Origin of the sequence: Nonomuraea sp. NPDC048916, assembly GCF_040649575.1 — a bacterium.
GTDB lineage: Bacteria > Actinomycetota > Actinomycetes > Streptosporangiales > Streptosporangiaceae > Nonomuraea.
Genome location: NZ_JBEZFS010000009.1, coordinates 89,415 through 112,731 on the forward strand (window position 1 = coordinate 89,415; position 23,317 = coordinate 112,731).

The following is a 23,317-nucleotide window of genomic DNA, read 5'->3' on the forward strand; positions in this document are numbered from 1 at the left end:
AGGACGACTTGTGACTCACCTTGTCCACCTGCCGAACGCCCACTCCGCCGCGCTGCCTCCCGAGCAGCCGAAACCGACCAGCCTGACGGGGCAGTCGGAGTCGACTCTCGAGGTCTGGTCGGACGGCCGGGCCGAGACGGGCATCTGGGAATGCGAGCCCGGCTCGTTCACGGCGGTGCGCGACGGCCATCACGAGGTCTGCCAGATCCTGGCCGGCCGCGCCACACTGACCGGGGAGGACGGCCAGGTCGTAGAGCTCGCGCCGGGCTCCACGATCGTGCTGCCGGACGGCTGGCGCGGCACCTGGGACGTGCACGAGACGATCCGCAAGACGTATGTGATGATGCCGGCGGCCCGCTGACGGCCGGACCTCAGGTCGGCGCCGGCGCGAGACCGTCATGCGCGCTAACGCCAGGGGTCGTAGTCGACCTCCAGCGGCTCTTGCTCCGGCCGCTCGGCCTCGGGCACGTGCTGAAGGTTGACCCGGATCCGATACCACACGCTGCTGCGCCCCCGCATCCCGTCGACCAGCACGTCGGCGGGCCGAAGGTGCGCGGCGACCTCGGGATGACAGGCCTTCCACCGCTCGAACCCGGCCATCGCCTCGTCCTTGTGCTCGGCCCGCGCGATCTCGATCACCGGCACCACCTGCCGCCTGCGCCCCTCGCCCTTGGGCGGCCTGGGGGCGGGCCCCTGCGACTCGGCCAGCTCCAGCAGGCCGTCGAGCGAGCCCGGGTGCAGGCCGATGTCCTGCCACGGGTCGCCGAACTCGGCCAGCCGCCCGGGCACGGTGTCGATCGTGAACAGCTCGGGCCGGCAGCCGGGCACCTCGTCCCAGGTCAGCGGCGTGGACACCCGGGCGTCCGGCACGGCCCGCACGGAGTAGGCGGAGGCCACGGTGCGGTCGTAGGCGTTCTGGTTGAAGTCGACGAACACCCCGTGGCGCTCCTCCTTCCACCAACGGCTGGTGGCCACCTCGGGCGCCCGCCGCTCGACCTCCCGGGCCACCGCCTCGGCCGCCCTGCGCACCTGCGCGAACGGCCAGCGCGCCTCGATCCGGGCGTAGACGTGGAACCCCCTCGACCCGGAGGTCTTCGGCCAGGCGGTCAGCCCGTGGTCGGCCAGCACCTCGCGCGCCACCTGCGCGGTGCGCAGCACGTCGGCCCACTCGACGCCGGGCACCGGGTCGAGGTCGATCCGCAGCTCGTCGGGATGGCCGAGATCGCCCGCCCGCACCGGGTGCGGATTGAGATCGACGCACCCCAGGTTGACCACCCACACCAGCTGGGCCAGCTCACGGACCACGACCTCGTCGGCGCTCAGCCCGGAGCGGTAACGCAGCTCGGCCACCTCGATCCAGTCGGGCCGCTTGGCCGGAGCCCGCTTCTGGAAGAACGCCTCCTCCTCGATGCCGCGCACGAACCGTTTGAGGATCATCGGGCGGCCGCACACGCCCCGCAGCGCGCCCTCGCCCACGGCCAGGTAGTAGCGGATCAGGTCGAGCTTCGTATGACCCGCCCGCGGGAAGATCACCTTGTCGGGGCTGGTGACACGCACCCGCCGCCCCGTCACCTCGATGTCGGGCATGCTGATCACGATACGCGCCGCCGCTCTGGAACGGTCGTCCAGCGGGCCGTCCAGCAGCTCTTCCAGGGTGGCCGTCGCGGAGCACGCCGGTCTGGGCGGGCGTGACGGCGAGCAGGCAGCCGGGCTCGCGGGTGAGCAGCAGCCTCGACCGAGCCGAACAGTCGGATCTCCACGAACTCCAAGTCAACCCCAACTCCCGCCCAAGATATTTGTTGCATGCTGGGCTTCATGAACGAACTCAAGAAGACGATCAAGGGCAGGGTGCTCGTCCAGGGCGACGAGGGTTTCGACGAGGCGCGCACGCCGTGGCACCTGTCGGTGGACCAGCCGGTGCGGGCGGTCGTGGAGGCGGCGGACGCCGACGACGTGGCGGCCGTGGTGAGCCATGCGCGGTTGCACGGGCTGGCGGTGACCGCCCAGGCGAGCGGGCATGGCGCGTCCGGTGACACGGAGGGCGCGATCCTGCTGCGCACGAGGCGGCTCGACGGGGTGGAGATCTCAGACGGAGTGGCCCGGGTGGGTGCCGGAGTGTTGTGGGGCGAGGTGCTGGCCGCCGCGAGCCCGCTCGGCCTGATCGGCCTGGCGGGCAGCTCTCCGGTGGTGAGCGTGACCGGCTACACGCTCGGCGGCGGCCTGAGCTGGTTCGGCCGCAGGCATGGGTGGGCCTCGGACAGCGTGCGGGCGTTCGAGGCGGTGGACGCCGACGGCGCGAGGGTGCGGGTGACCGCCGAGTCCGATCCGGAGCTGTTCTGGGCGCTGCGCGGCGGCGGCGGCAGTTTCGCCGTGGTCACCGCGCTGGAGTTCGACCTGCACCCGGCGCCCTTCCTGTACGGCGGGCGGGTGATGTGGCCGGCGGACCGGGCGGCCGCGGTGTTCGAGGCGTTCAAGGAGGTCACCGCGGAGGCGCCGGACGAGCTGACGCTCTGGTTCGGCCTGCTGCGGTTTCCCGGGGGCCCGGGGTTCGTCGCGCTCGACGTCGCCTACCTGGGCGAGCACCCGGGCGACCTGCTGCGCCGCTTCGACAAGATCGACGGGGTCGTGAGCGACAGCCGCAGGCCGCTGCCGGTGGCCGAGCTGGGGTCGATCTGCGACGAGCCGACCGATCCGAGCCCGGGGACGGCCCGCTGCGAGCTGCTCACCGAGCTCCCGGACGACGTGCTGTTCGGGGAGCCGATGGATCCGCTGATCAGCGTGCAGGTCCGGCATCTGGGCGGCGCCCTGGCCCGGCCGGTCGCGGGTGGCGGGGCGGCGGCCCCCCTGGCCGAGCAGTACTCGGCCTACCTGTTGGGGCTGCCGTCGGAGGCCACGACCGCCCGCATCGCCGGGCTCGGGGCCGCTCTGGTGCCGTACGCCAGCGGGCGCAAGCCGTACAGCATGCTGACGGCCGGAGAGCGGGCGGCGTCGGCGTTCTCCGGTGACGCGCTGGCGCGGCTTCGGGACCTCAAGCAGGCCCGCGACCCGCACGGCGTGATCCGGGCGAACTTCCCGGTGGACGCCTGACGGCCATCTGGGAGATCCTCCAGGGCCTCGCCGGGATTCCGGTACGGCGCGAGGACCACGATCGCGAGCAGTGGCGCGGGGGCGAGCACCGCCGGCAACAGCAGGAAGTCGAGCATTCAGTGCCTCCCAACGACAGCGGGCGAAGGCCGAGGCTGGGCACTGGCGGTCAGGTGGTCCTGATCGCGAGGCGGGCCCCGCCTGGGACGGGTGCGCCGCTGCCGGCATGCGCCCGGGCGCCGACGGTACGCGCGAGTCCCCCAGCGGAACACCCCGCACCGGGGCCGTACGCGACGTCGGGGCGCGTCAGAACGCTCCGTGGCGGCCGGCGCCGCCGGCGAACCGGGCCGCGCCCCCGGCCGCGCCGGGCAGCGAGACGAGGCCGTGGCGCAGCTCGTTCCTGATCGCCTCGGTCTCGTCCAGGCCGTCCTGCTCCAGCACCGACAGCCGGTCGCCGCGCAGGCAGGTCTGCGGGAACCGGGACAGCTCGTAGGCCAGCTCCTCGGCGTGGCGCCTGGCCGTGCCGGTGGGCACGACGCGGTTGGCCAGGCCCATCTCGCGGGCCTCCGCGGCGCCGACCGGGCGGCCGGTGAGGATCATGTCCATGGCGCGGGAGGCGCCGACGAGCCGCGGCAGCCGGACCGTGCCGCCGTCGATGAGCGGCACGCCCCAGCGGCGGCAGAAGACGCCGAACACCGCGTCCTCCTCGGCCACCCGCAGGTCGCACCAGAGCGCCAGCTCCAGCCCGCCGGCCACCGCGTGCCCGGCGACGGCGGCGATGACCGGCTTGGACAGGCGCATCCTGGTGGGGCCCATCGGGCCGTCGCCGTCCTCGCCGACGTGGTTGTCGAGCGCCTTGAGGTCGGCGCCGGCGCAGAACGTGCCGCCCTCGCCCCACAGCACCGCCACCGAGGCGTCGGACTCGTCGAACTCACCGAACGCGTCGGTCAGCCCGTCGGCCGTCTTGCGGTCGACGGCGTTGCGCGCCTCGGGCCTGCTGATCACGACGGTCGTGACCGGCCCCCGGCGCTCGATCCGCACGGTCATGGCTACCTCCATGAGCCTGGTCCCACAGCATCCCGAGCGAATGGCCGGGAATCAACCCCGGCCCGGGTCGGGCGCCTCACCGAAGTTCTGTCGTTCACCACTGCTACTAATGACGCCATCTCCCAACATTTCATAGAACAGGGCTATCAATGGCGTTAGTGACGTTTCGCGATGAGACGGCGACCGGCCGGACGCTGGAGGAGTTCTCCCTTCCCGACCTGCCCGAGCGGATCTCGGCCCGGGAACTCGTACGGCTCCGCGTCCGCGAGGAGGTGGCCCGCCACAACGCCGCCCCCTCCGCGCACTTCCGCGGCCTGGTCAAACCGACGGACGCCGAGGCCGAGCTGAACGGCTACCGGATGCGCACCACGCGCAGGCTCGACTGGGAGAGGCAGGCCGACGCCGCCGAGGCCGCGTTCGCCCGCAACGGCTTCCTCCTGCTCATCGGCGACCGGCAGATCGACGACCTGGACACCGAGATCGACCTGACCGCCGACCCGGTGGTCTCCTTCGTCAAGCTCGTCCCCCTGGTCGGGGGCTGAACATGGGTGTCCTCGACGGCCTTCCGGCCGAGCACCGCGGCTGGCTGGACGAGCTCGGGCCGGCCACGCTGGAGGCGTTCCGGCACCTCGACGCGACCTACGTCCCCACGGGCTCCGACCAGTTCCCCGACCGCACCCCGCTGGGCGGGCTGGCCAGGACGTGGGGCGACGCCGAATGGCGGATCATGGGGTTGTGGACGCAGTTGCGCCTGCGGACGACGGACGGCAGCCTGATCGTGCAGACGGTGCCGACGGCCATCGCCCGGCGCAAGCTGCGCTGGACCGCTCACGAGCTGGACCTGCTGTGGCGCACGACGCTGGGCCCGCTGGAGCGGCAACGGCAGACCGACCACCTCTATCGCATCCCGATCTCCGCGATCCAGCGCCTGCCGGCGGCCGAACGCGAACCACTGGTGCCGCATCTGCGCCAAGCCCAGCGGGAGCTCGACGGCATGCCCTACGCCTCCACCTGGCAGGCCAAGCGCGTGCTGGACGACCTCCTGGCCGAACACCCCACCGACGACCCCGCCGACGCCACCCGCTCCCTGCTGCCCGACGGCGACGGCTTCGCCGCACTCGTGCGTGAGGAGTACGGCAGGCGTCTCGGCCACCCGGCGCTGGTGCCTCTCATGCGGCACTGGACCTCCGCCACGACCGCCAACCCCGCCCCCAAGTGGTCGGCGCGAGCCGCCGAGCTGCTCACCCCCGAGGCCGTCCCCCTCATCAGGGAGGTGCTCGACCACGTCCCCGCCTACCGCGAGAAGGTGGTGCGCCACCGCTACGGCGACTACGAACGCGTCGAGGTCACCTATTTCCACGAGCGCACCGCCGTACTGCTGCGTGGCATGATCTGGACCCTCGACCTCGTGGCCGAGCCGTGGGTGACCACGTCGCTGGGTGACGTCGCCGTGGCCACCGGCACCGGCGTCGGCGGATCCGGCGCCAACTCCCGCAGCGAACTGGTCGCCAACGCCGCGATCGGGTGCCTGGCTCGGCGTGGCGGCCTGGCGGTGGTCACACAGCTGGCCCGGGTCCAGGCAAAGGTGCGTAAGAAGAGCATCCTGTCCAAGGTCGGCCAGACCCTGGAGTCGGTGGCCGTACAGACCGGTCTGTCTCCCGAACAGCTGCTGGAGCGGACCGTCCCCACCTTCGGGCTGGACCCCGACGGCACCCGCGCCGTGGACGGTCTCCGGCTGTCGCTGGACGGCACGATCACCTACAACGACCGCAAGAGCGTCCCCAAGACGGTCGACCGCGAGCTGCTGGCCGGGTTCAGGGCGACCGCCAAGGAGCTGAAGAAGGCGCTGCCGGCCGAGCGCTTCCGCGTCGAACGGGCCCTGTCGACCGGGCGGATCCAGCGCTGGAGTGACGTGTGCGCGTTCTATCTCGATCATCCGGTGACCGGCTCGTTCGGCCGCGCCCTGATCTGGGAGATCCTCCAGGGTCCGACCGGGCTCCCGGTGCGGGCCGACGGCGGATGGGAGCTGACCGATCCCGCCGGACGCCGCGTCCAGCCTCGCCCCGACACCCCCGTCCACCTGTGGCACCCCATCTCCCACACCGTGGACGAGGTCCGCGCCTGGCGCGACCAGCTGATCTCGCACGGCTCGCGCCAGCCGTTCAAGCAGGCCTTCCGTGAGGTCTACCTGCTCACCCCCGCCGAGGAGCGGACCCGTGACCACTCCCTTCGCTTCGCGAACCACCTGCTCAGGTACGGCCAGGCCAAGGCGTTGCTGACCGGGCGCGGCTGGACCGGCATGTCGCTGGGGCACTGGGGCTGGGAGTACGGCTCCGGCCAGGCCGACGCCACCAAGGAGCTGCCCGGCGGGCTGACCGCGCACTGGGGGTTCCACCTGGACGAGGGCTCGTTCGAGCGCGACGACGTCGGCACGGTCTCCATCTGCGTCAGCGACGAACTCCACTTCACCGACGACGAGGGACGTCGGATCCCGCTGGAGGAGATCCCGCCGCTCACCTTGTCGGAGACGCTGCGTGACGCCGACCTGGCCGTCGGCGTCACCTCCACCGGACTGGACCCCGAGGGCCACGGCGACTACTGGCAGGCGTACGGCTTCGGCGACCTGACCGAGACGGCCCGGATCCGCCGCGACGCCCTCACCAGGCTGCTCCCCCGCCTGGCCGTCGCCGAACGGCTGGAGCTCACCGACCGCTTCCTGCGGGTGCGCGGCGACCTGCGCACCTACAAGATCCACCTCGGCTCCGGCAACATCCTCATGGAGCCCAACGACGCCTATCTGTGCATCGTCCCCGGCCGCTCCGCCGACCAGGTCTTCCTGCCCTTCGAGGAGGACGGCGGCATGCTGTCGATCATCCTGTCCAAGGCGTTCCTCCTGGCCGCCGACACCGCCATCACCGACCCGTCCATCACCCGGCAGATCGGGTGAAACGGGCCGGGGCCGATTCTGTCGGCGGCGTCCGGCAGGATCTTCGGCATGCGGCTATCTCCCCTGGCGCGGCGCCTGCTGGACCTGATGACCGGAGCTTCCGGCGACACAGCGGAGTGGCCCGACACCTCCCAGTTGAGCGCGTTCGAGCTCGGCGCGCTGCTGCCGGCGGCCTACCGGGTCGGGAAACGAGACGGAGGCGCCAGGATGGCCCGGTTCTCGGTCGAGGAGCAGGCCAGGCAGCGGCAGCCGCTGTTCACGCCGGAGGCGTGCGCGGAGCTGTTCGACGCGCTGGTGGAAGGGTTGCGCACTCGGAGATGGGCTGACATGTGCGTCGGGGTCGGCGCGCTGGCGCGCTGCCCGGCGGGTGCGCCGCTGGAGCGGCTGGCCGATCCCGCCCGCACCCTGGTCGAGTTCCTGTTGCGCGAGAACCGGCCGGACAGTCCCTTCTCACTGCTGGCGGCGGCCGGGCTCGCGGGGCTCGACACCGAAGTGGCCGGGCGGCTCACCGAGGGGCGCGGGCCGATCGCGGTCGCCGAGGTGGAGCTGCTGCTCGGCTGGGATGTGGAGCGGCGGGCGCTGTTCGCCGAGTCCGTATGCGAACGGTCCTACAACGCCTCGCCGCCGTTGCCCGACGTCCTGGAACGGCTCGGCGGTCTGCCCGGCTACCTCGACTTCGCCCGGTCGACCCTGGAGACGGCCGAGGCCCGCGTCACCGCGATCCACGCCGGGGCGATCCCGTATCGCGCGGACAAGGCGTTCGAGAGCGGAGAGAAGGACACCATCGGCCGGGCCGCACGCCTGGCCCTGTTCCGGGACGAGCCCTGGCTGCCCGAGCTGCTCGACCGGCTGGTGCGCGGGGTGGCGGTGGCCCCCATCCAGGCCCGGACGTTGCCCTCGCAGGGGGTGCTGTTCGAGATCGCCCGCGCCGTGGAGGACCACCCGACGCCGGAGGCGATCTCGGCGCTGCGCGCCGCCCGGCAGGTGACCCGGCACGCGGGGGTGCCCAAACAGCTCGACCGCATGCTCAAGCGCATCGAGCCCGCCCTGGCCGACCGGATCGAGGTCGCGTTCCGGCTGCCCGACGGGCGCACGAGGCAGGCGGTGGGTGAGCACACGGCGGTGATCTCGACCGAGGGCGAGGTCGAGCTGTCGTGGTGGCACGGCGACAAGAGGCTCAAGTCGGCCCCGGCGGCGGTCAGACGCGAGCACGCCGACGAGGTCAAGCGGCTGCGAGAGCTGGCCAAACAGGTGCGGCAACAGCAGGCGACCCTCGTCAGGGCGCTGGAGGCCGGATACACCGGTGACGTCACACCGCCCTACCGGCGGCTGGCGGGGCAACCCGTCGTGGACCGGCTGATCTGGGAGTTCGAGGTGTCACCCGGTGAGTGGCGGGCCGAGCTGGGGCTGAGCGTGCCGGACGTGCCGGTGCGGCTGTGGCATCCCGCCCGCGCCTCGGTGGCCGAGGTGAGCGCCTGGCGCGAGGCCGTGCAGGACAAGGAGCTCCGGCAGCCGTTCAAGCAGGCGTTCCGTGAGGTGTATCTGCTGACACCCGCCGAGGAGGCGACGGGCGTCTACTCCAACAGGTTCGCCGGGCACGTGGTCGACTATCGCAAGCTGTACGCCCTGTTCAAGCGGCGGGGCTGGCACGCCGACTACCTGGGGCCGTGGGACGGCGGCGGCTCCGGCGAGGCGCAGCGCGTGCTGGCCGGCGGGCGGTGGCGGGTGACGTTCTTCCACGAGCACCTGCCTGACGACGACGGCTACGCGGCCACCGACCAGGTGCGCTTCCACCGGCTGGCCGAGGGCGCGTGGCGGCCGGCGCCGCTGGCCGAGGTGCCGCCGCTGGTGTTCAGCGAGGCGATGCGCGATGTGGACCTGTTCGTCGCGGTCACGTCGATCGCGGCCGACCCGGAGTGGACCGACCAGGGCGCCGACCGGCTGCGGGACCACTGGCATCGGGGTTCGTTCGGACCGCTGCCACCCTCCGCCGAGGTGCGTCGCGACGCGCTGTCGCGGTTGATCGGCCGTACGGCCATAGCCGAGCGGTGCACGTTGATCGACCGTTTCCTGGTGGTCCGGGGTGACCTGCGGACTTACAAGATCCATCTGGGCTCGGGCAACATCCTGATGGAGCCCAACGACGCCTACCTGTGCATCGTCCCGCGCGGTTCCGGCGACCAGGTCTTCCTGCCGTTCGAGGAGGACGGCGGCATGCTGTCGATCATCCTGTCCAAGGCGTTCCTGCTGGCCGCCGACACGGCGATCACCGATCCGTCCATCACCCGCCAGATCCAGCCCTGACCTGTGGGTAACGACCTCACAGGGAGCCGTCCGCGTCGATGACGGCAATCTGCCGGGCTAGAGCCTCCACAGAGGAGGCTTCCACGAGGCAGCACAGTGGTTCACATGGGGGCCGCTCTCCTCCGGAGCCCATGCCGACCCCGACGGAACCTTTCGAATCTTCGCACTCCCAAGCACGTTGCCCCTTTCGCCGCCCCGATCGGCCGAACCGTGCCCCAGAATGGGAAAAATGATCTCACGACGGCTCTATCACGGCACGGGTCCAGGACCGATCACCCCGGACGGCTGCGCGGTCGACTACTACGCCACCCTCACCGCGAGCGGCGAACCCGAGCTCATCCACGCCGCCATCCCGCCCGGAGCGAGCATCCTGGAGCTCGGCGCCGGCGCCGGCCGCGTCACCCACCCCCTGCTCGCCCTCGGCCACGAGGTCGTCGCGGTCGACGAGTCTCCCGAGATGCTCGCCCACATCACCGGCGCCGAGACCGTCGCCTCCCCCATCCAGGCCCTGGCCCTGCCGCGGGCCTTCGACCTCGTGCTGCTCATGTCGTTCGTCATCGAGACCGCCGACGACGACCTGCGCGCCGGGTTCCTGCGCACCTGCCGTCGCCAGGTCGCCGCCGACGGCTGCGTGATCCTGCAGCGCAAGCCTCCCGAGTGGTACGACACCGTCCAGCCGTTCGAACGCGTCACCGGCGACGGCCGTACCGTCCGCATGACGAACCTCAGCCGGCCCGGTCCCGGCCTGCTCCAGGCCACCACCGAATACTCCATCGGCGACCGGCACTGGACCCACACCTTCGTCAGCCGCCGCCTCGACGACGACTACCTGGAGCGCTGCCTCAACCAGGCCGGCCTGACGATCTCCGAGTTCCTCGGCGGCGACCGCGGATGGGTGCGGGCCGTCCCCCGCTGACACAGGCCCTCTGGCGAACGTGCCGTTCAGGACGGCGCCACCGTACGGACACCGTGTCGTAAGGCGGCTCACCTTGGCCAACGGGATATCTGGCAGCAAATCGTGCACGGCCGACGGCAAAGGCGGTGCCCCTGGCTGACGGCGCAGGACCAGACCGCATGTGCCGCAGGAGTAGGCGAGGGCGTGCCCGGCGACGCCGTTGATCGTCAGGAACCGCCCCAGTCAGGGGTTCGCGGCCGTGCCCTGCACGAACCCGATCACCGAATCGGACGACCCCAACTCGACGATCGACATCCAGACCCCTAGCTGCAGTGCATACCGGGCAATTGCCCTAGAGCCTCCGCCAGGCCCTGCCGTTGATCATCCCGTGAAGGCCCCGGCAAGGAGATCGTCGAAGCGCTCCAGGTCCTCGGCCGGGCGGTCGAGGCCACGCAGCGGCCCTTGATCCACGAGGTGGAATTCGGCGTACAGCCGGGCCACCAGAGCCTTCCGATCGCCGAAGCCGTTGCTCTCCTCCCAGCCCGCCTGCTCCAGCAGCAGGGCCGCCGCGTAGACGTCCGCCATGAGCTGGGCCAGCGGAAACAGCCGAGCCTCGGCGACCTGAGGCGCCAAGCCCGACCAGGCGGTGATCGCCTTACGAAGATCACCGATCCGCGAGCGCACGAGATCGGCGGTCGCGGGATCACCCTGAGGAGCCGCCGAGACGGCCGCCTCCAGCCGCTCAAGGAACGGCTCGTGGGCGTTCTCGCGGAGCATCGCCCGGCGTACATCCAGGCAGAGGATGTTGTCGCCGCCCTCCCAGATGGGGTTGACCTGGGCGTCACGCAGCAGCCTGGCGACCGGCCACTGCTCGATGTAGCCGTTGCCGCCGTGCACCTCGATCGCGTCGCTCGCGGCGGTGACGCCGAGCCGCGAGGCGCGCAGCTTGATCAGGGCGGGCGCGAGGCGCAGCCGGGGCCCGATCTGACCGTCGAAGACCAGCGCCTGGGCGGCCTCGACCTCGACGATCAGCTCGGCCAGCTTGCGGCGCATCAGCGGCTGCTCGATCAGCGGCCGGCCGAACGCCTCGCGGGCGCGGGCGTAGCAGAGCGACTCGACCAGCGCGCGGCGGGCCACTCCGACGCCCATCATCGCCACCCCGAGCCGGGAGGCGTTGGTGAGCTTCATCATCGTGCCGAGGCCCGAGCCGGAGCCGGAGCCCGCGAGCAGGAACGCCTCCGCGCCGGTGAACTCCACCTCGGCCGAGGCGACGGAGCGGGTGCCGAGCTTGTCCTTGAGCCGCCTGATCCGCACCGCGTTGCGCGAGCCGTCGCGCCGCTCCCACAGCACCAGGAACGGCGCCACGTCGCCGCCGTCGCGGCGGGCCAGGACGACGAACGCCGACCCGCCCGCGTTGGAGGCGAACCACTTGAGGCCGGACAGCCGCCACGCGTCGCCGTCGGGGACGGCCGTGGCCTCCAGCGCGGCCAGGTCGGAGCCGCCGGTGCGCTCGGTGAACATCTGCGCGGCCTCGCCGGAGTAGAAGCCGTTGGCGAAGATCTCCCGCACCCGTTCCTTGACGTCGCCGGGCGCGTGCTTCTCGGCCAGCGACACCACCATGTCGCCGCCGGTGCCGAGGGCGCAGCCCATGCCGATGTCGGCCTGGTCGAGCAGGTAGGTCCAGGCGGCGGCGAGCGCCTCCGGGGTCGCCCCGTGCGCGCGGGCCCGCTCCGCGAAGGCCGGCGAGGTGAAGTTGTCGGCCATGAGCGCGTCTCTGGCCGCGTGGAAGGAGGGCGGCATGACGACCTCGCTGACGTCCCTGCCCCAGCGGTCGTACTTCTCCAGCCGTGGCGGGTTGCGGTCGGTCTCCTCCGCGTGGCGGGCGATCGGGCCGCCCATGAGGGCTCCCAGCTTCTCGAGGTGCGGCTCCGCCCAGGCGTAGCCGTCGCCGAGGTGGCGCCGCATGAGCAGGCGCAGCGACGGGTCGCAGCTCCACCAGTTGCGCCCGGCGGCGCCCTGGTAGCGCTCGGTCGCGTAGCGGTCGCTGCCGTCGAACGGTTCGATGAGATAGCTCCCCATACCCGCGAGTGTTACATATACTCGACACGCGATGGAAGTGCGTAATGGGCTGAGTGCCCGGTCGGCCGTGCTGAGCGCGCTGCTGGGCAGCCACCCGCCGGAGCTGGCCGCCCGCCACCTGGTGCGCATCGGCGCGCTGTTCGGCATCGCCGAGGGCACGGTGCGGGTGGCGCTGTCGCGGATGGTGGCCGCGGGCGACCTCGTCCAGGCCGGAGGCCGCTACACGCTGTCGGAACGACTGATCGAGCGCCAGGCCCGGCAGGACGAGAGCCGCGACCCGCATCCGAAGCCGTGGGACGGCGCCTGGGAGATCGCCGTCGTCACCGCCGAGCGCCGCGCGCCCGCCGACCGGGCCGCGTTCCGGCACACGATGACCGCGCTGCGCCTGGCCGAGCTGCGCGAGGGCACCTGGATGCGGCCCGCCAACCTGCTGCGCGCCTGGCCGGAGACCGTCACCGAGCAGTGCACGCTGATCGACGGCCGCCCGCACGGCGACCCCACTCCCCTGCTGTGGGATCTCGACGGCTGGGCGGCCGAGGCGCACCGCCTGCGGCGGGCCCTGGATCGGGCCGAAGGGCTGGCCGAGGGCTTCCTGGTGTCGGCGGCGGTGCTGCGCCACCTGCTGGCCGATCCGCTGCTGCCCGAGGAGCTGCTGCCCGCCGGCTGGCCGGGCGGCGCGCTACGGGCCCGCTACGACGACTTCGACCGCCGCTACCGGGAGCTGCTCAACCGGCACCTCAGGGACTGACCCCTCCACGGCCCTCACAGGTCGACCCCGAAGATCACCCGCTTGTTCCGGAACTCGGTGACGCTCCACACCTTGGCGCCCCGCACGGTCAGGTCCTCCGGCCCGATCGGGAACTGGCGGGTGAGGAGCTTGCCCGCGCTGTAGACGTGCAGCCTGCCGTTGGTGGCGGCGTCGGCCGCCTGGCTCAGATACCACCTGTCGCGGGCCGAGACGGCGCCCTGGATCTTCGGGTGACCCATGACGTAGGCGTCCCGCGGAGTGCCACTGTCCAGAGGCAGGTCCCACCTGAAGACGCGGCCGTCGGGGCTGGCCTCGGAGTACTCACCGGAGACGAGCGCGTGCGAGCCGGCGCCGCGGTCGATCGACACGAACGAGAAGCGCGGCCCCGGCTGCGCGACGCGCCAGAAGTCGGTCTGCGGGATCACGTAGCGGTAGCCGAACGCGTGGAACCTGCCGTTCAGGCGGCCGATCCGCTGGGGGTCGCCGACGTCGTTCTGGGCCGTGCGCAGGTCGAGCAGGTTCTTCAGGTCGAACACCCGCAGCCCTCGCGTGGTGTCGGCCACGTAGAGCAGGCCGCCGTACCACGCCATGCCCCCCGCGTGGATGTCGATCGGCCGGTACGACCCGTCCGGCCTGGCCTCGACCAGCAGCGCGTGCTGGTACTTCAGGGTGCGCGGGCTCAGGAAGGTCACCCTGATCCCGCGTTCGGGCACCGGCGGCAGCGGCTTGAAATACCAGCTGACCGCGAACACCGGCACGTTCACGGACCCCGAGTCCTCGCCGCACGTGAGCCCCTGCGGATACCAGTCGGCGGTGTCCTGGTCGGCCTGGTCGAAGGCGTACCAGTCGGCCGGTCTGGGCTGCATCCTGCCCAGCGCCGCCGCCGCTCCGTTGCGCACCGCGGTCCTGTTGCCCCGCGCCAGCACCGTCTCGACGGTGACGGCGCCGAGGTCCTTGGCCAGTTTGGCGGCGCCCTCGGCGAGGGTGCCGGTGTCCCGCCGTAAGGCGAAGGGCGCGCTGTCGGTCGGAACCATCCCCGTTGCCGCCATGTATTCCTCGCTTTTCCGTCTCTTTGACAGTGTGACGGACGAGGGGCGGCCAAAGTTGTAGTTAACGCCACAAGTGCACCGGGACGCCGGTCAGCACGTTCTGCCGGTACTCGCGCACGAGGCGGTCCCGGTCGCCGCCCAGGCGGGCGAGCGCCTCCCGCTGCCAGACCGACCCGGTACGGCGCAGCCGGGTCCGCTCCTCGATCACACCGAGCGCGCGGTCCACCTCGTCCGGCACCACCCCGGCCGCCAGCAGCGCGGCCCGCGCCTCCGGCAGCAGACTCAGCACCAGGTCGGCGGCCTCGAACTCGCCGTCCCTGTCCGGCCACGAGAGCTTGGCGTCCAGACCGTGCATGGCCGCGCGGTAGAAGTTCTGGTACGTCTCGGCGAACCGGTAGCCGGTCAGGTCACGCTCGGCCTGCGCCAGGGTCAGCCCGAGCAGGAACGCCGTGTTGGCCGTCATGTCGGCGCAGGACGGCCCCGCCGGCAGGGCGCGCATCTCGACGCGCAGATGGCCGCCGTCGGCCGGGTCGTACACCGGCCGGTTCCACTGCCACACCGTGCCCTGGTGCAGCCTCAGCTCGGGCACGTCGAGCGGGCCGGCGTCGTCCGTCAGGTCGGGCAGGATGGGGTCGTAGTCGCGGACGTACCTCTCGAACAGCTCGTAGGCGCCCTCGCGCACCCAGTCGGAGCCGAACGTGACCCGCCCGTCCTTGCGGTAGCGCCGCTCGACGTCGCGGTCGTCGGCGGCCTCCTCCATCAGCGCGATCCTGGTCTCCTCCCACAGTTGCCTGCCGAGGAAGAACGGCGAGTTGCCGCAGACGGCCAGCACCGGCCCGATGGCGAGCTGCGCGGCGTTGAACAGCCGGGCGAACCGGTCGGGCGGGGTGCGGATGTGCACCTGCCAGGAGGTGTTGGCCGCCTCCAGGATGACGTCCTCGACCGACAGCTCCAGATCTTCGATCTTGACCATGAACGGTTCGAGCCGCAGCCGCCTGACGCCCCTGCTCATCGCCCGGTACCGGTTCTGGTCGCTGATCGCCTCCCGGGTGAAGTCGTCGGTGCCGAGCGTCGGCAAGATGCCGATCGGCAGCGCCCCGCCCTGGTCCACGAGCCCGCCGACCGCGGCGTCGACCCTGGTCACCGTCTCCTGGATCTCCGCGCCGAGCCGCTCGAACGGCCGGCCGGCCAGCGGCACCGGGGTCAGGTTGACCTCCAGGTTGAACCGGCCCAGCTCCAGCACCACGCGGGAGTCGTCGAGCGACTCGCGCACCTCCTCGTTGCGGGACAGCGGCCGCCCCTCGCCGTCCACCAGGAACAGCTCCAGCTCCGCCCCGATCGTCGTGGGTCCCTCACCGAACCCCGGCTCATCCAGCAGCTCGCGCAGCACGCCCAGCTGCTCGTCGAGCCGCTCTCCGAAGCGGGTGTACTCCTCTTCGGAGAAGCGCTCCTTGTCTAGATCTCGTCCCATGCCACCCTTACTGTCCGGTAAGGGAGGCTCCACACCTCACCAGCCCACAAGGCCCTCGGCACGCCGGAAGGCTCCTCGCCTGGAACCCGCTCGCCGGTGCCCGATGGCGACGATCCCCGCCTCGCCTCCCACACCGCCGAACCCGGCTCCGCCTCCACCAGGCCTTGCGCGACCTGCGGCAACAGACTCTAAGCTCATGAGATGCGAGCTGTTGCCTTTGACGTCTTCGGTGGGGAGCTCGACCTGCGCGAGCTGCCCGACCCATCCCCCGCCTCACACGGGGCGGTGATCCGGGTCGAGGCGACGGGCCTGTGCCGCAGCGACTGGCACGGGTGGCAGGGCCACGACCCCGATATCCGCGTCCTGCCGCACGTCCCCGGCCACGAGCTGGCCGGGGTCGTGGAGGCGGTCGGCTCCGACGTGCGCGGCTGGCTGCCCGGCGCCCGCGTGACCGTCCCGTTCGTGTGCGCCTGCGGGTCCTGCCCGGCGTGCGCGGCCGGCGAGCAGCAGGTGTGCGAGCGGCAGACCCAGCCCGGATTCACCCACTGGGGCTCCTACGCCGAGTTCGTGGCCATCGACCACGCCGACGTCAACCTCATCCCGGTGCCCGAGGAGATGTCCTACGTCACCGCGGCCGGCCTGGGCTGCCGCTTCGCCACCGCCTTCCGCGCCGTGGCGCAGGTCGGCGAGGTGCGGCCGGGCGAGTGGGTGGCCGTGCACGGCTGCGGCGGGGTCGGCCTGTCCGCCGTCATGATCGCCTCGGCGGCCGGGGCGCGGGTGGTGGCCGTCGACATCAGCACCGACGCGCTCCACCTGGCCGAGCAGGCGGGCGCCACGCACTTCGTCGACGGCTCGGCCGGTGACGTGGGCGCTCAGGTGCGGGAGCTGACCAGGGGCGGGGCGCACGTGTCGATCGACGCGCTGGGCAGCCCGCGCACGTGCGCGGCCTCCGTCGAGAGCCTGCGCCGCCGGGGCCGCCACGTCCAGGTGGGGCTGCTGCCGGGCGACGCGACGCCGATCCCGATGAGCCGGGTGATCGGCCAGGAGCTGCGGTTGCTCGGCAGCCACGGGATGGCGGCGCACGCCTATCCGCCGATGCTGGAGATGATCAGGGCCGGGCTGCTCCATCCCGACCAGCTGGTCACCCGGACGATCGGGCTGGCCGACGCGGGCAAGGCGCTGGCCTCGATCGGCTCGGTGCCCGGAGTGACGATGATCACCCCCGGCTCCCCGCTCTGACCGGTTCCGCTCCCTGCCCGGCGGGGTCGATCCCGCAAGCGGGTGCGGGTGCCGATGGGCAGCCAGGACAGTCACCAACGTGGTGATTTTTCCCGCTTTTCTGGGCATGCTTCTTACGTCACCGGGCAGGTTCTGGCGGTGGACGGCGGCCTGACGCTGCTGTGATCGGTAAGGATTTGCTGGCTGACCGCGAGGACAACCGTGATCCGAACTCTGCTCGCTGAGGACATGCATCTGGTGCGCGGGGCGATCGTGGCTTTGCTGGCATACGAGGAGGACATCGAGGTCGTCGCCGAGGTGGGCAGGGGTGACCACATTCTCGCCGCCGCACGTGCCACCCAGCCGGACGTCGCGGTGCTGGACATCGCGTTACCCGGCAAGGACGGCCTGATGGCCGCGGGCGAGCTGCACGACCATCTGCCCGGATGCGGGGTCCTGATCCTCACCGGTGTCGGCACACCCGGGCTGCTGCGGCGGGCGCTGGACGCGCACGTGCGGGGGTTCATGGCCAAGGACGCGCCACCCCATCAGCTGGCGGACGCCATCCGCAGGGTCGCCTCCGGGGAGCGTGTCATCGACTCGGAGATCGCCATCGCCGCGATGACCCCGCCCGAGGCGCCCCTGACGGCGCGCGAGCTGGACGTGATCGGCGCGGCGGCCGAGGGTGCGTCGGTGTCGGAGATCGCCGCCTCGCTGTTCCTGTCCATAGGAACGGTCCGAAACTACCTGCATCGCAGTACGGCCAAGCTCGGCGCGCGCAGCCGCATCGACGCCATTCGCATCGCCCGCGAGTCGGGCTGGATCTGAACACGCCCGGCCCCGGCCGGTCCCAGGCCGGTGCCGCGGTGCTGTCAGGCCGGTACTGTCAGGCCGGTGCTGTCGGCCACGAAGGCCAGGATGTCGGCGGCGAGCATGATGGAGCGGCTGGCCGCGCGGGCACCGTGGCCGACGTCGGGCTCGTGCCGCAGCAGGATCGGCCGGTCGCCCGAAGTGGCCCGCTGCAGCGCGGCGCACATCTTGCGGGCGTGCATCGGGTCGACCCTGGAGTCCGCCCCCGCGACGGTGAACAGCGTCGCCGGATAGTCCACCCCGTCGCGGACGTGGTGGTAGGGCGAGTAGGCGAGCAGCCAGCGTAGCTGCTCGGGACTGTCGGCGGAGCCGTACTCGGCCGTCCAGGACGGCCCCAGTCCGGACCGTTCGTATCGGACCATGTCGAGCAGGCCCGCTGAGCAGACGACCGCGGCGAACAGGCCGGGTCGCTGGGTCACGGCCGCGCCGACGAGCAGACCGCCGTTGGACTCGCCCCAGACGGCCAGTTGCTCGGGCGTCGTCCACCCGTCCGCGACGAGTCTCTCAGCGGCGGCGATGAAGTCGTCGAAGACGTTCTGCTTGCGGTCCAGCATGCCGTCGCGGTGCCAGGCCTCTCCCTCCTCGCCGCCGCCGCGCAGGCCGGCGACCGCCAGAACTCCGCCGGCCTCTATCCAGGCACGTGAGTCGGCCGCGTAACCGGGCGTGAGCGGCATCCCGAACCCGCCGTAACCGGTCAGGATCGCCGGCCGGGGCCCGTTCCGCCCAGGAAGCGCGGAGACGACCATGCGCACGAGGGTGCCGTCGGCGGAACGGTACTCCAGGCGATGGCTCTCCACCTGCGGCGGCGGCACGTGACCGGGCGGCGCGGCCCACCTGACGGCCCGCTCGCGGCGCGCGTCGTAGCGCCACACCTCGGCGGGAGTGACGGCGTCGGTGTAACCGAACCACGCCTCGTGGCCGCCGTCCGGCCGGGACGTCAGCGAGGTGACGGTCCCGCTGCCGGGCAGGGGCACGGTGGCCAGCCGCGTCCCGGTGACGGCGTCGTGGACGCCGATCTCGCCGACGGCGTGGCGGGTCCGGGTGACCAGGAGCCGGTCGCCGTCGAGGAGGGTGAAGGCGCCGAGCACCGCCTCGGGATCCTCGGGGATCAGCTCCTTCCAGGCGGCGGGGGCCGCCGGGTCGGCGACGCACAGCCTGCGCCGAGGCGCCCCGTGGTCGGTCAGCAGGTAGACGCGTCCGTCGTGGCCGACGGCCGCTGCCGTGTTGGCCTCCAGTTCCTCATTTACGGCGCGTAGTCCGGGCCGCAGCGCGGAGCAGGTGGACAGGTCGGCCAGCCAGACGTCGTTCCCGGCCCGGGTGCCCGCGGAGATGGTCAGCCAGCGGCCGGCGTCGATCCGCAGCCCGTACGGCACCGCCCCGCGCGTGAAGACCTGGGCGTCGTCCGGCTGCCCGAGGCGGTGCAGGTAGACGCCCTGGCGGAAACGGACGTAGAGGAACGCCGCCTCGCCCGGCAGCCAGGCGACCGGGGAGTAACGGCAGCCGCCCACCGGGCCGTCGACCACCTGGCGGGTGCCGAGGTCCATGACGTACAGGTCGGCCCGCTCGTCGCCGCGCCTGGACACCTGGTAGGCGAGCCGCCGGCCGTCCGGGTCGGGCTGCCAGTCGTCGAGGGTGGTGAGGCCGCTGGGATCGAGCCGCATGGGATCGAGGATCACCTCGTCGTCGAGGCAGAGCACCGGATGCTCCTGCCCGGCGGACTGGGAAAGGTGGAAGCGATGCTCGCCCCGCCACACCGGCGGGGTGACCAGCCCTGTGACGGCCAGCTCGGCCAGGCGGGCCGCGAACCGCTCGCGCAGCGGGAGCCCGGCCGCCCGGTCGCGCCACAGCCGGTCCTGAGCGGCCTGCCAGGCTCGGGTCGCGGGATCGCTGGGGTTCTCCAGCCAGCGGTAGGGGTCGGGGACGAGGTGGCCGTGCAGGTTGTCGACGAGTGGCGATCGCCTTGCCTCTGGATATCTCATGACACGGGCTCCGGTTGCCAGTGGCCGACCAGGTCGGCGTACAGGGATGCGGTGCGTACGAGCTCGTCGTGGGTGCCGGCCTGGACCCGGCCGCCGTCCATGAGCAGGATGCGGCCGGCGCGCCGGGCCGAGGTGATCCGGTGCGCGACGACGACGAGCGTGGCGCCGCGGGCGGCGAAGGCGTTCTCCACCCGCGCCTCGGCGGCGGGATCGAGGTGGCAGGTGGCCTCGTCCAGGATGGCCAGGCGGGCGGGCGACAGGTAGGCGCGCACCAGCGCGATGAGCTGCCGCTGTCCCGCCGACAGCGCGCCCGGGTCGAGGCGGGCGTCGTACCCGCCCACGGCCGCCACCAGATCGGCCGCTCCCAGGGCGTGCACCGCCGCCGCGAGCTCCGCCTCCTCGGCCGCCTCCTCATGTCCGACCTGGCCACCGCCCTCGCCGTCTGACGAGGCACGGAGGTAGGTGAGGTTCTCGCGCAGGGTGCCGCGGAAGACGTACGCCTCCTGGGGAATGAGCACCCGGGCGGCGTGCTCGGCGTGGTCCGCGGGGACGCCGCCGACCAGCACCTCCCCCGTGTCCGGGCGCAGCAGCCCGCTCATCAGGGCCGCCAGCGTGGACTTCCCGGCCCCGCTCGGCCCGACGACGGCCAGGTGCTCGCCCTCGGCGACGCACAGCGAGAGGCCGTCGACGACCGGGGCGGAGTGCGGGCCGTACGCGAAGGTGACCTCCCGCAGGCGCACCTCGGCGGACTCGGGCCGGAGGCGGGCGGCGGGCGGGGGCGGTGGCTGCGCGGCGGCGGTGATCCGGTCCAGTGACGCGGCGAGCTGGACCCCGCTCACCCCGAGGCCGTGCACCAGCCCGCCGAGGGCCGGCGCCAGCGACTGGGTGACGTAGGCCAGCGCGCCGACGACGACTCCGGCGCCCGCACCGCCGCTCAGCAGCCAGGGCGTCCCGGCGAGCACGAGCACCACGGGCAGCCGGCCGCCGACGCCCAGCGCGGCGGTGCGGACGGCGGTCACCCTGGCCAGAGCACGTGCGGCGGACGCCTGGGCGTCCACGTGGGCGGCCAGCTGGGCGCCCTGGCGCTCCTCCGCGCCGCACGCGACGATGTCGCGCAGCCCGCCGGCCATCGCGGTCATCGCCTCGGCGAGCCGCTCGTCGGCCACCAGGAACTCCCGCTGCCGCCGTGCCAGGAGCGGCAGCGACGCCAGGAACAGGCCCAGCCCGGCCGCGAACGGCGGCAACACCAGCGTCGCGGCCCCCGGCGCGAGCGTGAGCAGGCCCAGGACCACGCTCACCACGGTGAAGGCGAAGCCCCGCACGGTGGTGACGACGGCCGCGAAGGCGTCCCTGGCCAGCTCGACCTGGAGGCCGGCCCGGGTGACGGCGGCGCTGTCCTGCCGCGCGCCGGGCGTGGCCGCGGCGCGGCGGACCGCTCCGCCGACGACGTGGCCGAGCAGGTCGTCGCGGAACGGCTCCGCGATGGCCGCCACCGCGAGGACGATCTGGCGGGCGGCCACGGCGGCCACCAGCCAGGCCACGCCGAGCACCGCCAGCCAGGCCAGTCCGATCTCCGGCCGGGCCGCGGCGAAGCCGTCCTCGATGGCCCGGGCGACCGCGAGGCCGATGAGGAAGGCGGGCGCCGCCTCCAGCACCGACCACAGGCAGATCCGGGCAAGCTGACGCGGCTCGCGTCGCAGTGCGCGCCACAGCAATGCCCTCATGGCTGCTCCACCTGGAAGACCGCCCGGTAGGCGGGGTCGCGCCACAGCTCGCGGTGCGGCCCCCGGCCGCGTACGGCGCCGTCCTCCAGCCAGATGACCTGATCGGCGCGGGCGGCCGTGGCGAGGCGGTGCGCGACGACCAGCCGGGTACGGCCGCCGTGGTCGGCGGTGAGGGCGCGGCCGACCTCGCGTTCGGTCACGGTGTCGAGGCTGGAGGTGGCGTCGTCGAGAACCAGCAGGCGCTCTCCCTGGGCGAAGGCCCGGGCCAGGCCGAGCCGCTGGCGCTCGCCACCGGACAGCGGCGCGTCCGCGGTCCGGGTGGCGTACCCGTGCGGCAGCCGCCTGACGAACCCGTCGGCGCGCGCCGCCCCCGCCGCCACCTCCACCGCGTCGAGCTCGACGCCAACCGACCGCACGACACCGGGCCCGTCGCCGAGGGCTATGGCGTCGGCGATCGTGGCGCCGACCAGGACGGGACGTTCGAAGGCGTAGCCGACGGCGCGCCTGAGCTCGTCGCGGGCCAGTTCGGGCAGCGGGACCCCGTCGAGCAGGACCGTGCCGCCGTCGGGGTCGGCCAGCCGGGCCGCGAGCGCCGCGAGCAGCGACTTGCCCGACCCGGACCGCCCTATCACGGCCGTGACCGAGCCGCCGGGGATCACCAGTTCCGGCACGCTCAGGTCGGCGGCCGTCACGTCGCGGAACTCCACGGTGCCCGTCCCGGGCGGCAGGGTCCGGGTCCCGTGGCGGGGCCGGGGCACGGCGAGCACCTCGGCCACCCGCCCGGCCGCGGCCCGCGCCCTGGCCAGGCCGCCGACGAAACCGAGGGCGCCGCTCAGGGCGGCGCCGAGCACCGCGTACCTGGCGGCGGCGTACAGCTCGCCCACCGTGAGGGCGCCCGCGGCCAGCATGAAGCCGCCGACCACCAGCACGGCCACCTCCACCAGCGGCACGACAAGTCCGGCGCGCACCCCCGCCGTCGCGTTGGCGCGCCACAGCCGCATGCCGTGCAGGCGCAGCCGGGGCAGCGGCCGCAGCACGCGCAGCGCCTCCCGGCCGGCGGTTCCGGCGGCGGCGATCGTGCGCGCCCCGTCGAGCGCCTCGACGAGACCTGCCGCGAGTTCGCCCTGCGCCTCCTGGTAGCCGCCCGCGATCGTGGTGGTCGCGCGCAGGAAGGTGTTGAGCACGAGCAGGGTGAGCACGATGCCGGCGAGCAGGGTCAGCGTGAGCACGGGAGCGATGAGGGTGAGCGCCACGACCGCGCCGGCTGTGGGCACCAGCAGCGCGAGCGCCCCGGTGACCGACTCGGGAGCCCGCCCGACCTCCTCGGCGTTCAGCCCGGCGCGGGTGACGAGCTCGCCCTCGGGAAAGCGGCGGGTGACGGCCGGGCCGGCGCCGAGCACGTGGCGCAGCACCCTGAGACGCAGCCGAGCGGCGGCGCAGGCCCCGCTCGCGCCGCCGGCCCAGACACCGAGGCTCTCGCAGAGCACCACACAGGCGACGACCGCCGCGCAGCCGGCCAGCCACTCCGCGGCCGCGGGTTCGGCGGCGACGAACGCGTCGACGGTCCGGCCGGCCACGTACGGCAGGGCCAGCTCGCCGGCCGCGCCCCCGGCGGCCGTGACCGCCAGGATCGCGGTCCACGGCCCGTTCCGCCGTACCGCGTGCGTGACCAGCCGGTCTCCGGCGAGCACCCCGAGCCTCCTCGCGTCAAGTCTGAAGATCCCCGCACCGGCCTTCTCGGGCGGTGCGGGGATCGGCATCACGGATCAGTGGCAGAGAGCGACACTGAGGTTGCTGGGCTTGCCGGAGTGACATCCGAGAGCCGTAAGCGTGCTGCCGCCGCTGGCGACGTCGCTGCTTGCCGGAGTCTCGAGCCCTTGCAGGTCGAGAAGTACCATGGTC

The 23,317-nt window shown here is 72.8% G+C and carries 18 protein-coding genes; 9 read left to right on the forward strand and 9 right to left on the reverse strand.

All coding sequences use genetic code 11. The annotated features are described in order from the left end of the window. Positions 1-10 precede the first annotated feature (10 nt). Entirely contained in the window at positions 11-361 is a 351-nt protein-coding gene (locus tag AB0C16_RS11295; RefSeq protein WP_357681413.1) for a cupin domain-containing protein, read from the forward strand. 44 nt (positions 362-405) lie between these two features. Here AB0C16_RS11295 and ligD read toward each other — a convergent pair whose 3' ends face one another. After that, positions 406-1,587 carry a non-homologous end-joining DNA ligase gene (gene ligD / locus AB0C16_RS11300; protein ID WP_357681416.1) on the reverse strand — a complete coding sequence of 394 codons (1,182 nt, stop codon included), beginning with the start codon at positions 1,585-1,587 and terminating at the stop codon, positions 406-408. Positions 1,588-1,815: 228 nt separating this feature from the next. Between ligD and AB0C16_RS11305 the strand changes: the two genes are divergently transcribed. After that, positions 1,816-3,087, forward strand: a complete 1,272-nt coding sequence (locus AB0C16_RS11305) for an FAD-binding oxidoreductase (protein WP_357681418.1) — start codon at positions 1,816-1,818, stop codon at positions 3,085-3,087. Positions 3,088-3,390: 303 nt separating this feature from the next. On the opposite strand, the gene AB0C16_RS11310 is transcribed toward AB0C16_RS11305, so the two are convergent. Next, on the reverse strand, positions 3,391-4,131 hold the full coding sequence (locus AB0C16_RS11310; protein WP_357681421.1) for a crotonase/enoyl-CoA hydratase family protein: 741 nt from the start codon (positions 4,129-4,131) through the stop codon (positions 3,391-3,393). A gap of 149 nt (positions 4,132-4,280) precedes the next feature. Here AB0C16_RS11310 and AB0C16_RS11315 point away from each other — a divergent pair, with 149 nt between their 5' ends. From AB0C16_RS11315 to AB0C16_RS11330, 4 genes are all read left to right on the forward strand, one after another. Further along, positions 4,281-4,673, forward strand: a complete 393-nt coding sequence (locus AB0C16_RS11315; protein ID WP_357681423.1) for a hypothetical protein — start codon at positions 4,281-4,283, stop codon at positions 4,671-4,673. Between the two features lie 2 nt (positions 4,674-4,675). Continuing rightward, entirely contained in the window at positions 4,676-7,078 is a 2,403-nt protein-coding gene (locus tag AB0C16_RS11320) for a DUF4132 domain-containing protein (protein WP_357681426.1), read from the forward strand. 48 nt (positions 7,079-7,126) lie between these two features. Then, positions 7,127-9,382 carry a DUF4132 domain-containing protein gene (locus AB0C16_RS11325; RefSeq protein ID WP_357681427.1) on the forward strand — a complete coding sequence of 752 codons (2,256 nt, stop codon included), beginning with the start codon at positions 7,127-7,129 and terminating at the stop codon, positions 9,380-9,382. 229 nt (positions 9,383-9,611) lie between these two features. Beyond that, positions 9,612-10,298, forward strand: coding sequence for a class I SAM-dependent methyltransferase (locus AB0C16_RS11330; protein WP_357681429.1), 687 nt, complete (start codon positions 9,612-9,614; stop codon positions 10,296-10,298). Positions 10,299-10,658: 360 nt separating this feature from the next. Here the strand turns inward: AB0C16_RS11330 and AB0C16_RS11335 are convergent, their stop codons facing one another. After that, positions 10,659-12,356 carry an acyl-CoA dehydrogenase family protein gene (locus AB0C16_RS11335; RefSeq protein ID WP_357681431.1) on the reverse strand — a complete coding sequence of 566 codons (1,698 nt, stop codon included), beginning with the start codon at positions 12,354-12,356 and terminating at the stop codon, positions 10,659-10,661. A 31-nt stretch (positions 12,357-12,387) separates the two neighbouring features. Here AB0C16_RS11335 and AB0C16_RS11340 point away from each other — a divergent pair, with 31 nt between their 5' ends. Next, positions 12,388-13,104, forward strand: a complete 717-nt coding sequence (locus tag AB0C16_RS11340; protein ID WP_357681433.1) for a PaaX family transcriptional regulator C-terminal domain-containing protein — start codon at positions 12,388-12,390, stop codon at positions 13,102-13,104. Between the two features lie 14 nt (positions 13,105-13,118). On the opposite strand, the gene AB0C16_RS11345 is transcribed toward AB0C16_RS11340, so the two are convergent. Both AB0C16_RS11345 and AB0C16_RS11350 read right to left on the reverse strand, forming a co-directional pair. After that, on the reverse strand, positions 13,119-14,153 hold the full coding sequence (locus AB0C16_RS11345; RefSeq protein WP_357681435.1) for a hypothetical protein: 1,035 nt from the start codon (positions 14,151-14,153) through the stop codon (positions 13,119-13,121). 61 nt (positions 14,154-14,214) lie between these two features. Next, a complete protein-coding gene (locus tag AB0C16_RS11350) occupies positions 14,215-15,624 on the reverse strand; it encodes a glutamate--cysteine ligase (RefSeq protein WP_357681437.1) in 1,410 nt (469 codons plus the stop codon). Positions 15,625-15,825: 201 nt separating this feature from the next. Between AB0C16_RS11350 and AB0C16_RS11355 the strand changes: the two genes are divergently transcribed. Continuing rightward, positions 15,826-16,863: a zinc-dependent alcohol dehydrogenase family protein gene (locus AB0C16_RS11355; RefSeq protein WP_357681439.1), complete on the forward strand. Its 1,038-nt coding sequence runs from the start codon at positions 15,826-15,828 to the stop codon at positions 16,861-16,863. A gap of 201 nt (positions 16,864-17,064) precedes the next feature. Beyond that, positions 17,065-17,670, forward strand: coding sequence for a response regulator transcription factor (locus tag AB0C16_RS11360; protein WP_357681441.1), 606 nt, complete (start codon positions 17,065-17,067; stop codon positions 17,668-17,670). A gap of 44 nt (positions 17,671-17,714) precedes the next feature. Here the strand turns inward: AB0C16_RS11360 and AB0C16_RS11365 are convergent, their stop codons facing one another. The 4 genes from AB0C16_RS11365 to AB0C16_RS11380 form a co-directional block, all read right to left on the reverse strand. Beyond that, a complete protein-coding gene (locus tag AB0C16_RS11365) occupies positions 17,715-19,691 on the reverse strand; it encodes a prolyl oligopeptidase family serine peptidase (protein WP_357681443.1) in 1,977 nt (658 codons plus the stop codon). Next, a complete protein-coding gene (locus tag AB0C16_RS11370) occupies positions 19,688-21,415 on the reverse strand; it encodes an ABC transporter ATP-binding protein (RefSeq protein WP_357681445.1) in 1,728 nt (575 codons plus the stop codon). Before AB0C16_RS11370 ends, AB0C16_RS11365 begins: the two co-directional genes overlap by 4 nt. Then, a complete protein-coding gene (locus tag AB0C16_RS11375; RefSeq protein WP_357681447.1) occupies positions 21,412-23,106 on the reverse strand; it encodes an ABC transporter ATP-binding protein in 1,695 nt (564 codons plus the stop codon). The genes AB0C16_RS11370 and AB0C16_RS11375 overlap by 4 nt, the downstream gene beginning before the upstream one ends. Positions 23,107-23,181: 75 nt before the next feature. Then, the gene (locus tag AB0C16_RS11380) at positions 23,182-23,313 is read right to left on the reverse strand and encodes a SapB/AmfS family lanthipeptide (RefSeq protein WP_357681449.1); all 132 of its coding nucleotides are present in this window, start codon (positions 23,311-23,313) and stop codon (positions 23,182-23,184) included. Positions 23,314-23,317: the final 4 nt, after the last annotated feature.

Excerpts from the sequence above, each read along its gene's own strand:
- AB0C16_RS11345 (WP_357681435.1), bottom strand. The coding sequence starts at position 14,153 with ATGGCGGCAACGGGGATGGTTCCGACCGACAGCGCGCCCTTCGCCTTA.
- AB0C16_RS11325 (WP_357681427.1), top strand. The coding sequence starts at position 7,127 with ATGCGGCTATCTCCCCTGGCGCGGCGCCTGCTGGACCTGATGACCGGA.
- AB0C16_RS11310 (WP_357681421.1), bottom strand. The coding sequence starts at position 4,131 with ATGACCGTGCGGATCGAGCGCCGGGGGCCGGTCACGACCGTCGTGATC.
- AB0C16_RS11320 (WP_357681426.1), top strand. The coding sequence starts at position 4,676 with ATGGGTGTCCTCGACGGCCTTCCGGCCGAGCACCGCGGCTGGCTGGAC.
- AB0C16_RS11380 (WP_357681449.1), bottom strand. The coding sequence starts at position 23,313 with ATGGTACTTCTCGACCTGCAAGGGCTCGAGACTCCGGCAAGCAGCGAC.
- AB0C16_RS11340 (WP_357681433.1), top strand. The coding sequence starts at position 12,388 with ATGGAAGTGCGTAATGGGCTGAGTGCCCGGTCGGCCGTGCTGAGCGCG.
- AB0C16_RS11305 (WP_357681418.1), top strand. The coding sequence starts at position 1,816 with ATGAACGAACTCAAGAAGACGATCAAGGGCAGGGTGCTCGTCCAGGGC.
- AB0C16_RS11330 (WP_357681429.1), top strand. The coding sequence starts at position 9,612 with ATGATCTCACGACGGCTCTATCACGGCACGGGTCCAGGACCGATCACC.
- AB0C16_RS11315 (WP_357681423.1), top strand. The coding sequence starts at position 4,281 with ATGGCGTTAGTGACGTTTCGCGATGAGACGGCGACCGGCCGGACGCTG.
- AB0C16_RS11355 (WP_357681439.1), top strand. The coding sequence starts at position 15,826 with ATGCGAGCTGTTGCCTTTGACGTCTTCGGTGGGGAGCTCGACCTGCGC.
- AB0C16_RS11350 (WP_357681437.1), bottom strand. The coding sequence starts at position 15,624 with ATGGGACGAGATCTAGACAAGGAGCGCTTCTCCGAAGAGGAGTACACC.
- AB0C16_RS11335 (WP_357681431.1), bottom strand. The coding sequence starts at position 12,356 with ATGGGGAGCTATCTCATCGAACCGTTCGACGGCAGCGACCGCTACGCG.
- AB0C16_RS11365 (WP_357681443.1), bottom strand. The coding sequence starts at position 19,691 with ATGAGATATCCAGAGGCAAGGCGATCGCCACTCGTCGACAACCTGCAC.
- ligD (WP_357681416.1), bottom strand. The coding sequence starts at position 1,587 with ATGCCCGACATCGAGGTGACGGGGCGGCGGGTGCGTGTCACCAGCCCC.
- AB0C16_RS11370 (WP_357681445.1), bottom strand. The coding sequence starts at position 21,415 with ATGAGGGCATTGCTGTGGCGCGCACTGCGACGCGAGCCGCGTCAGCTT.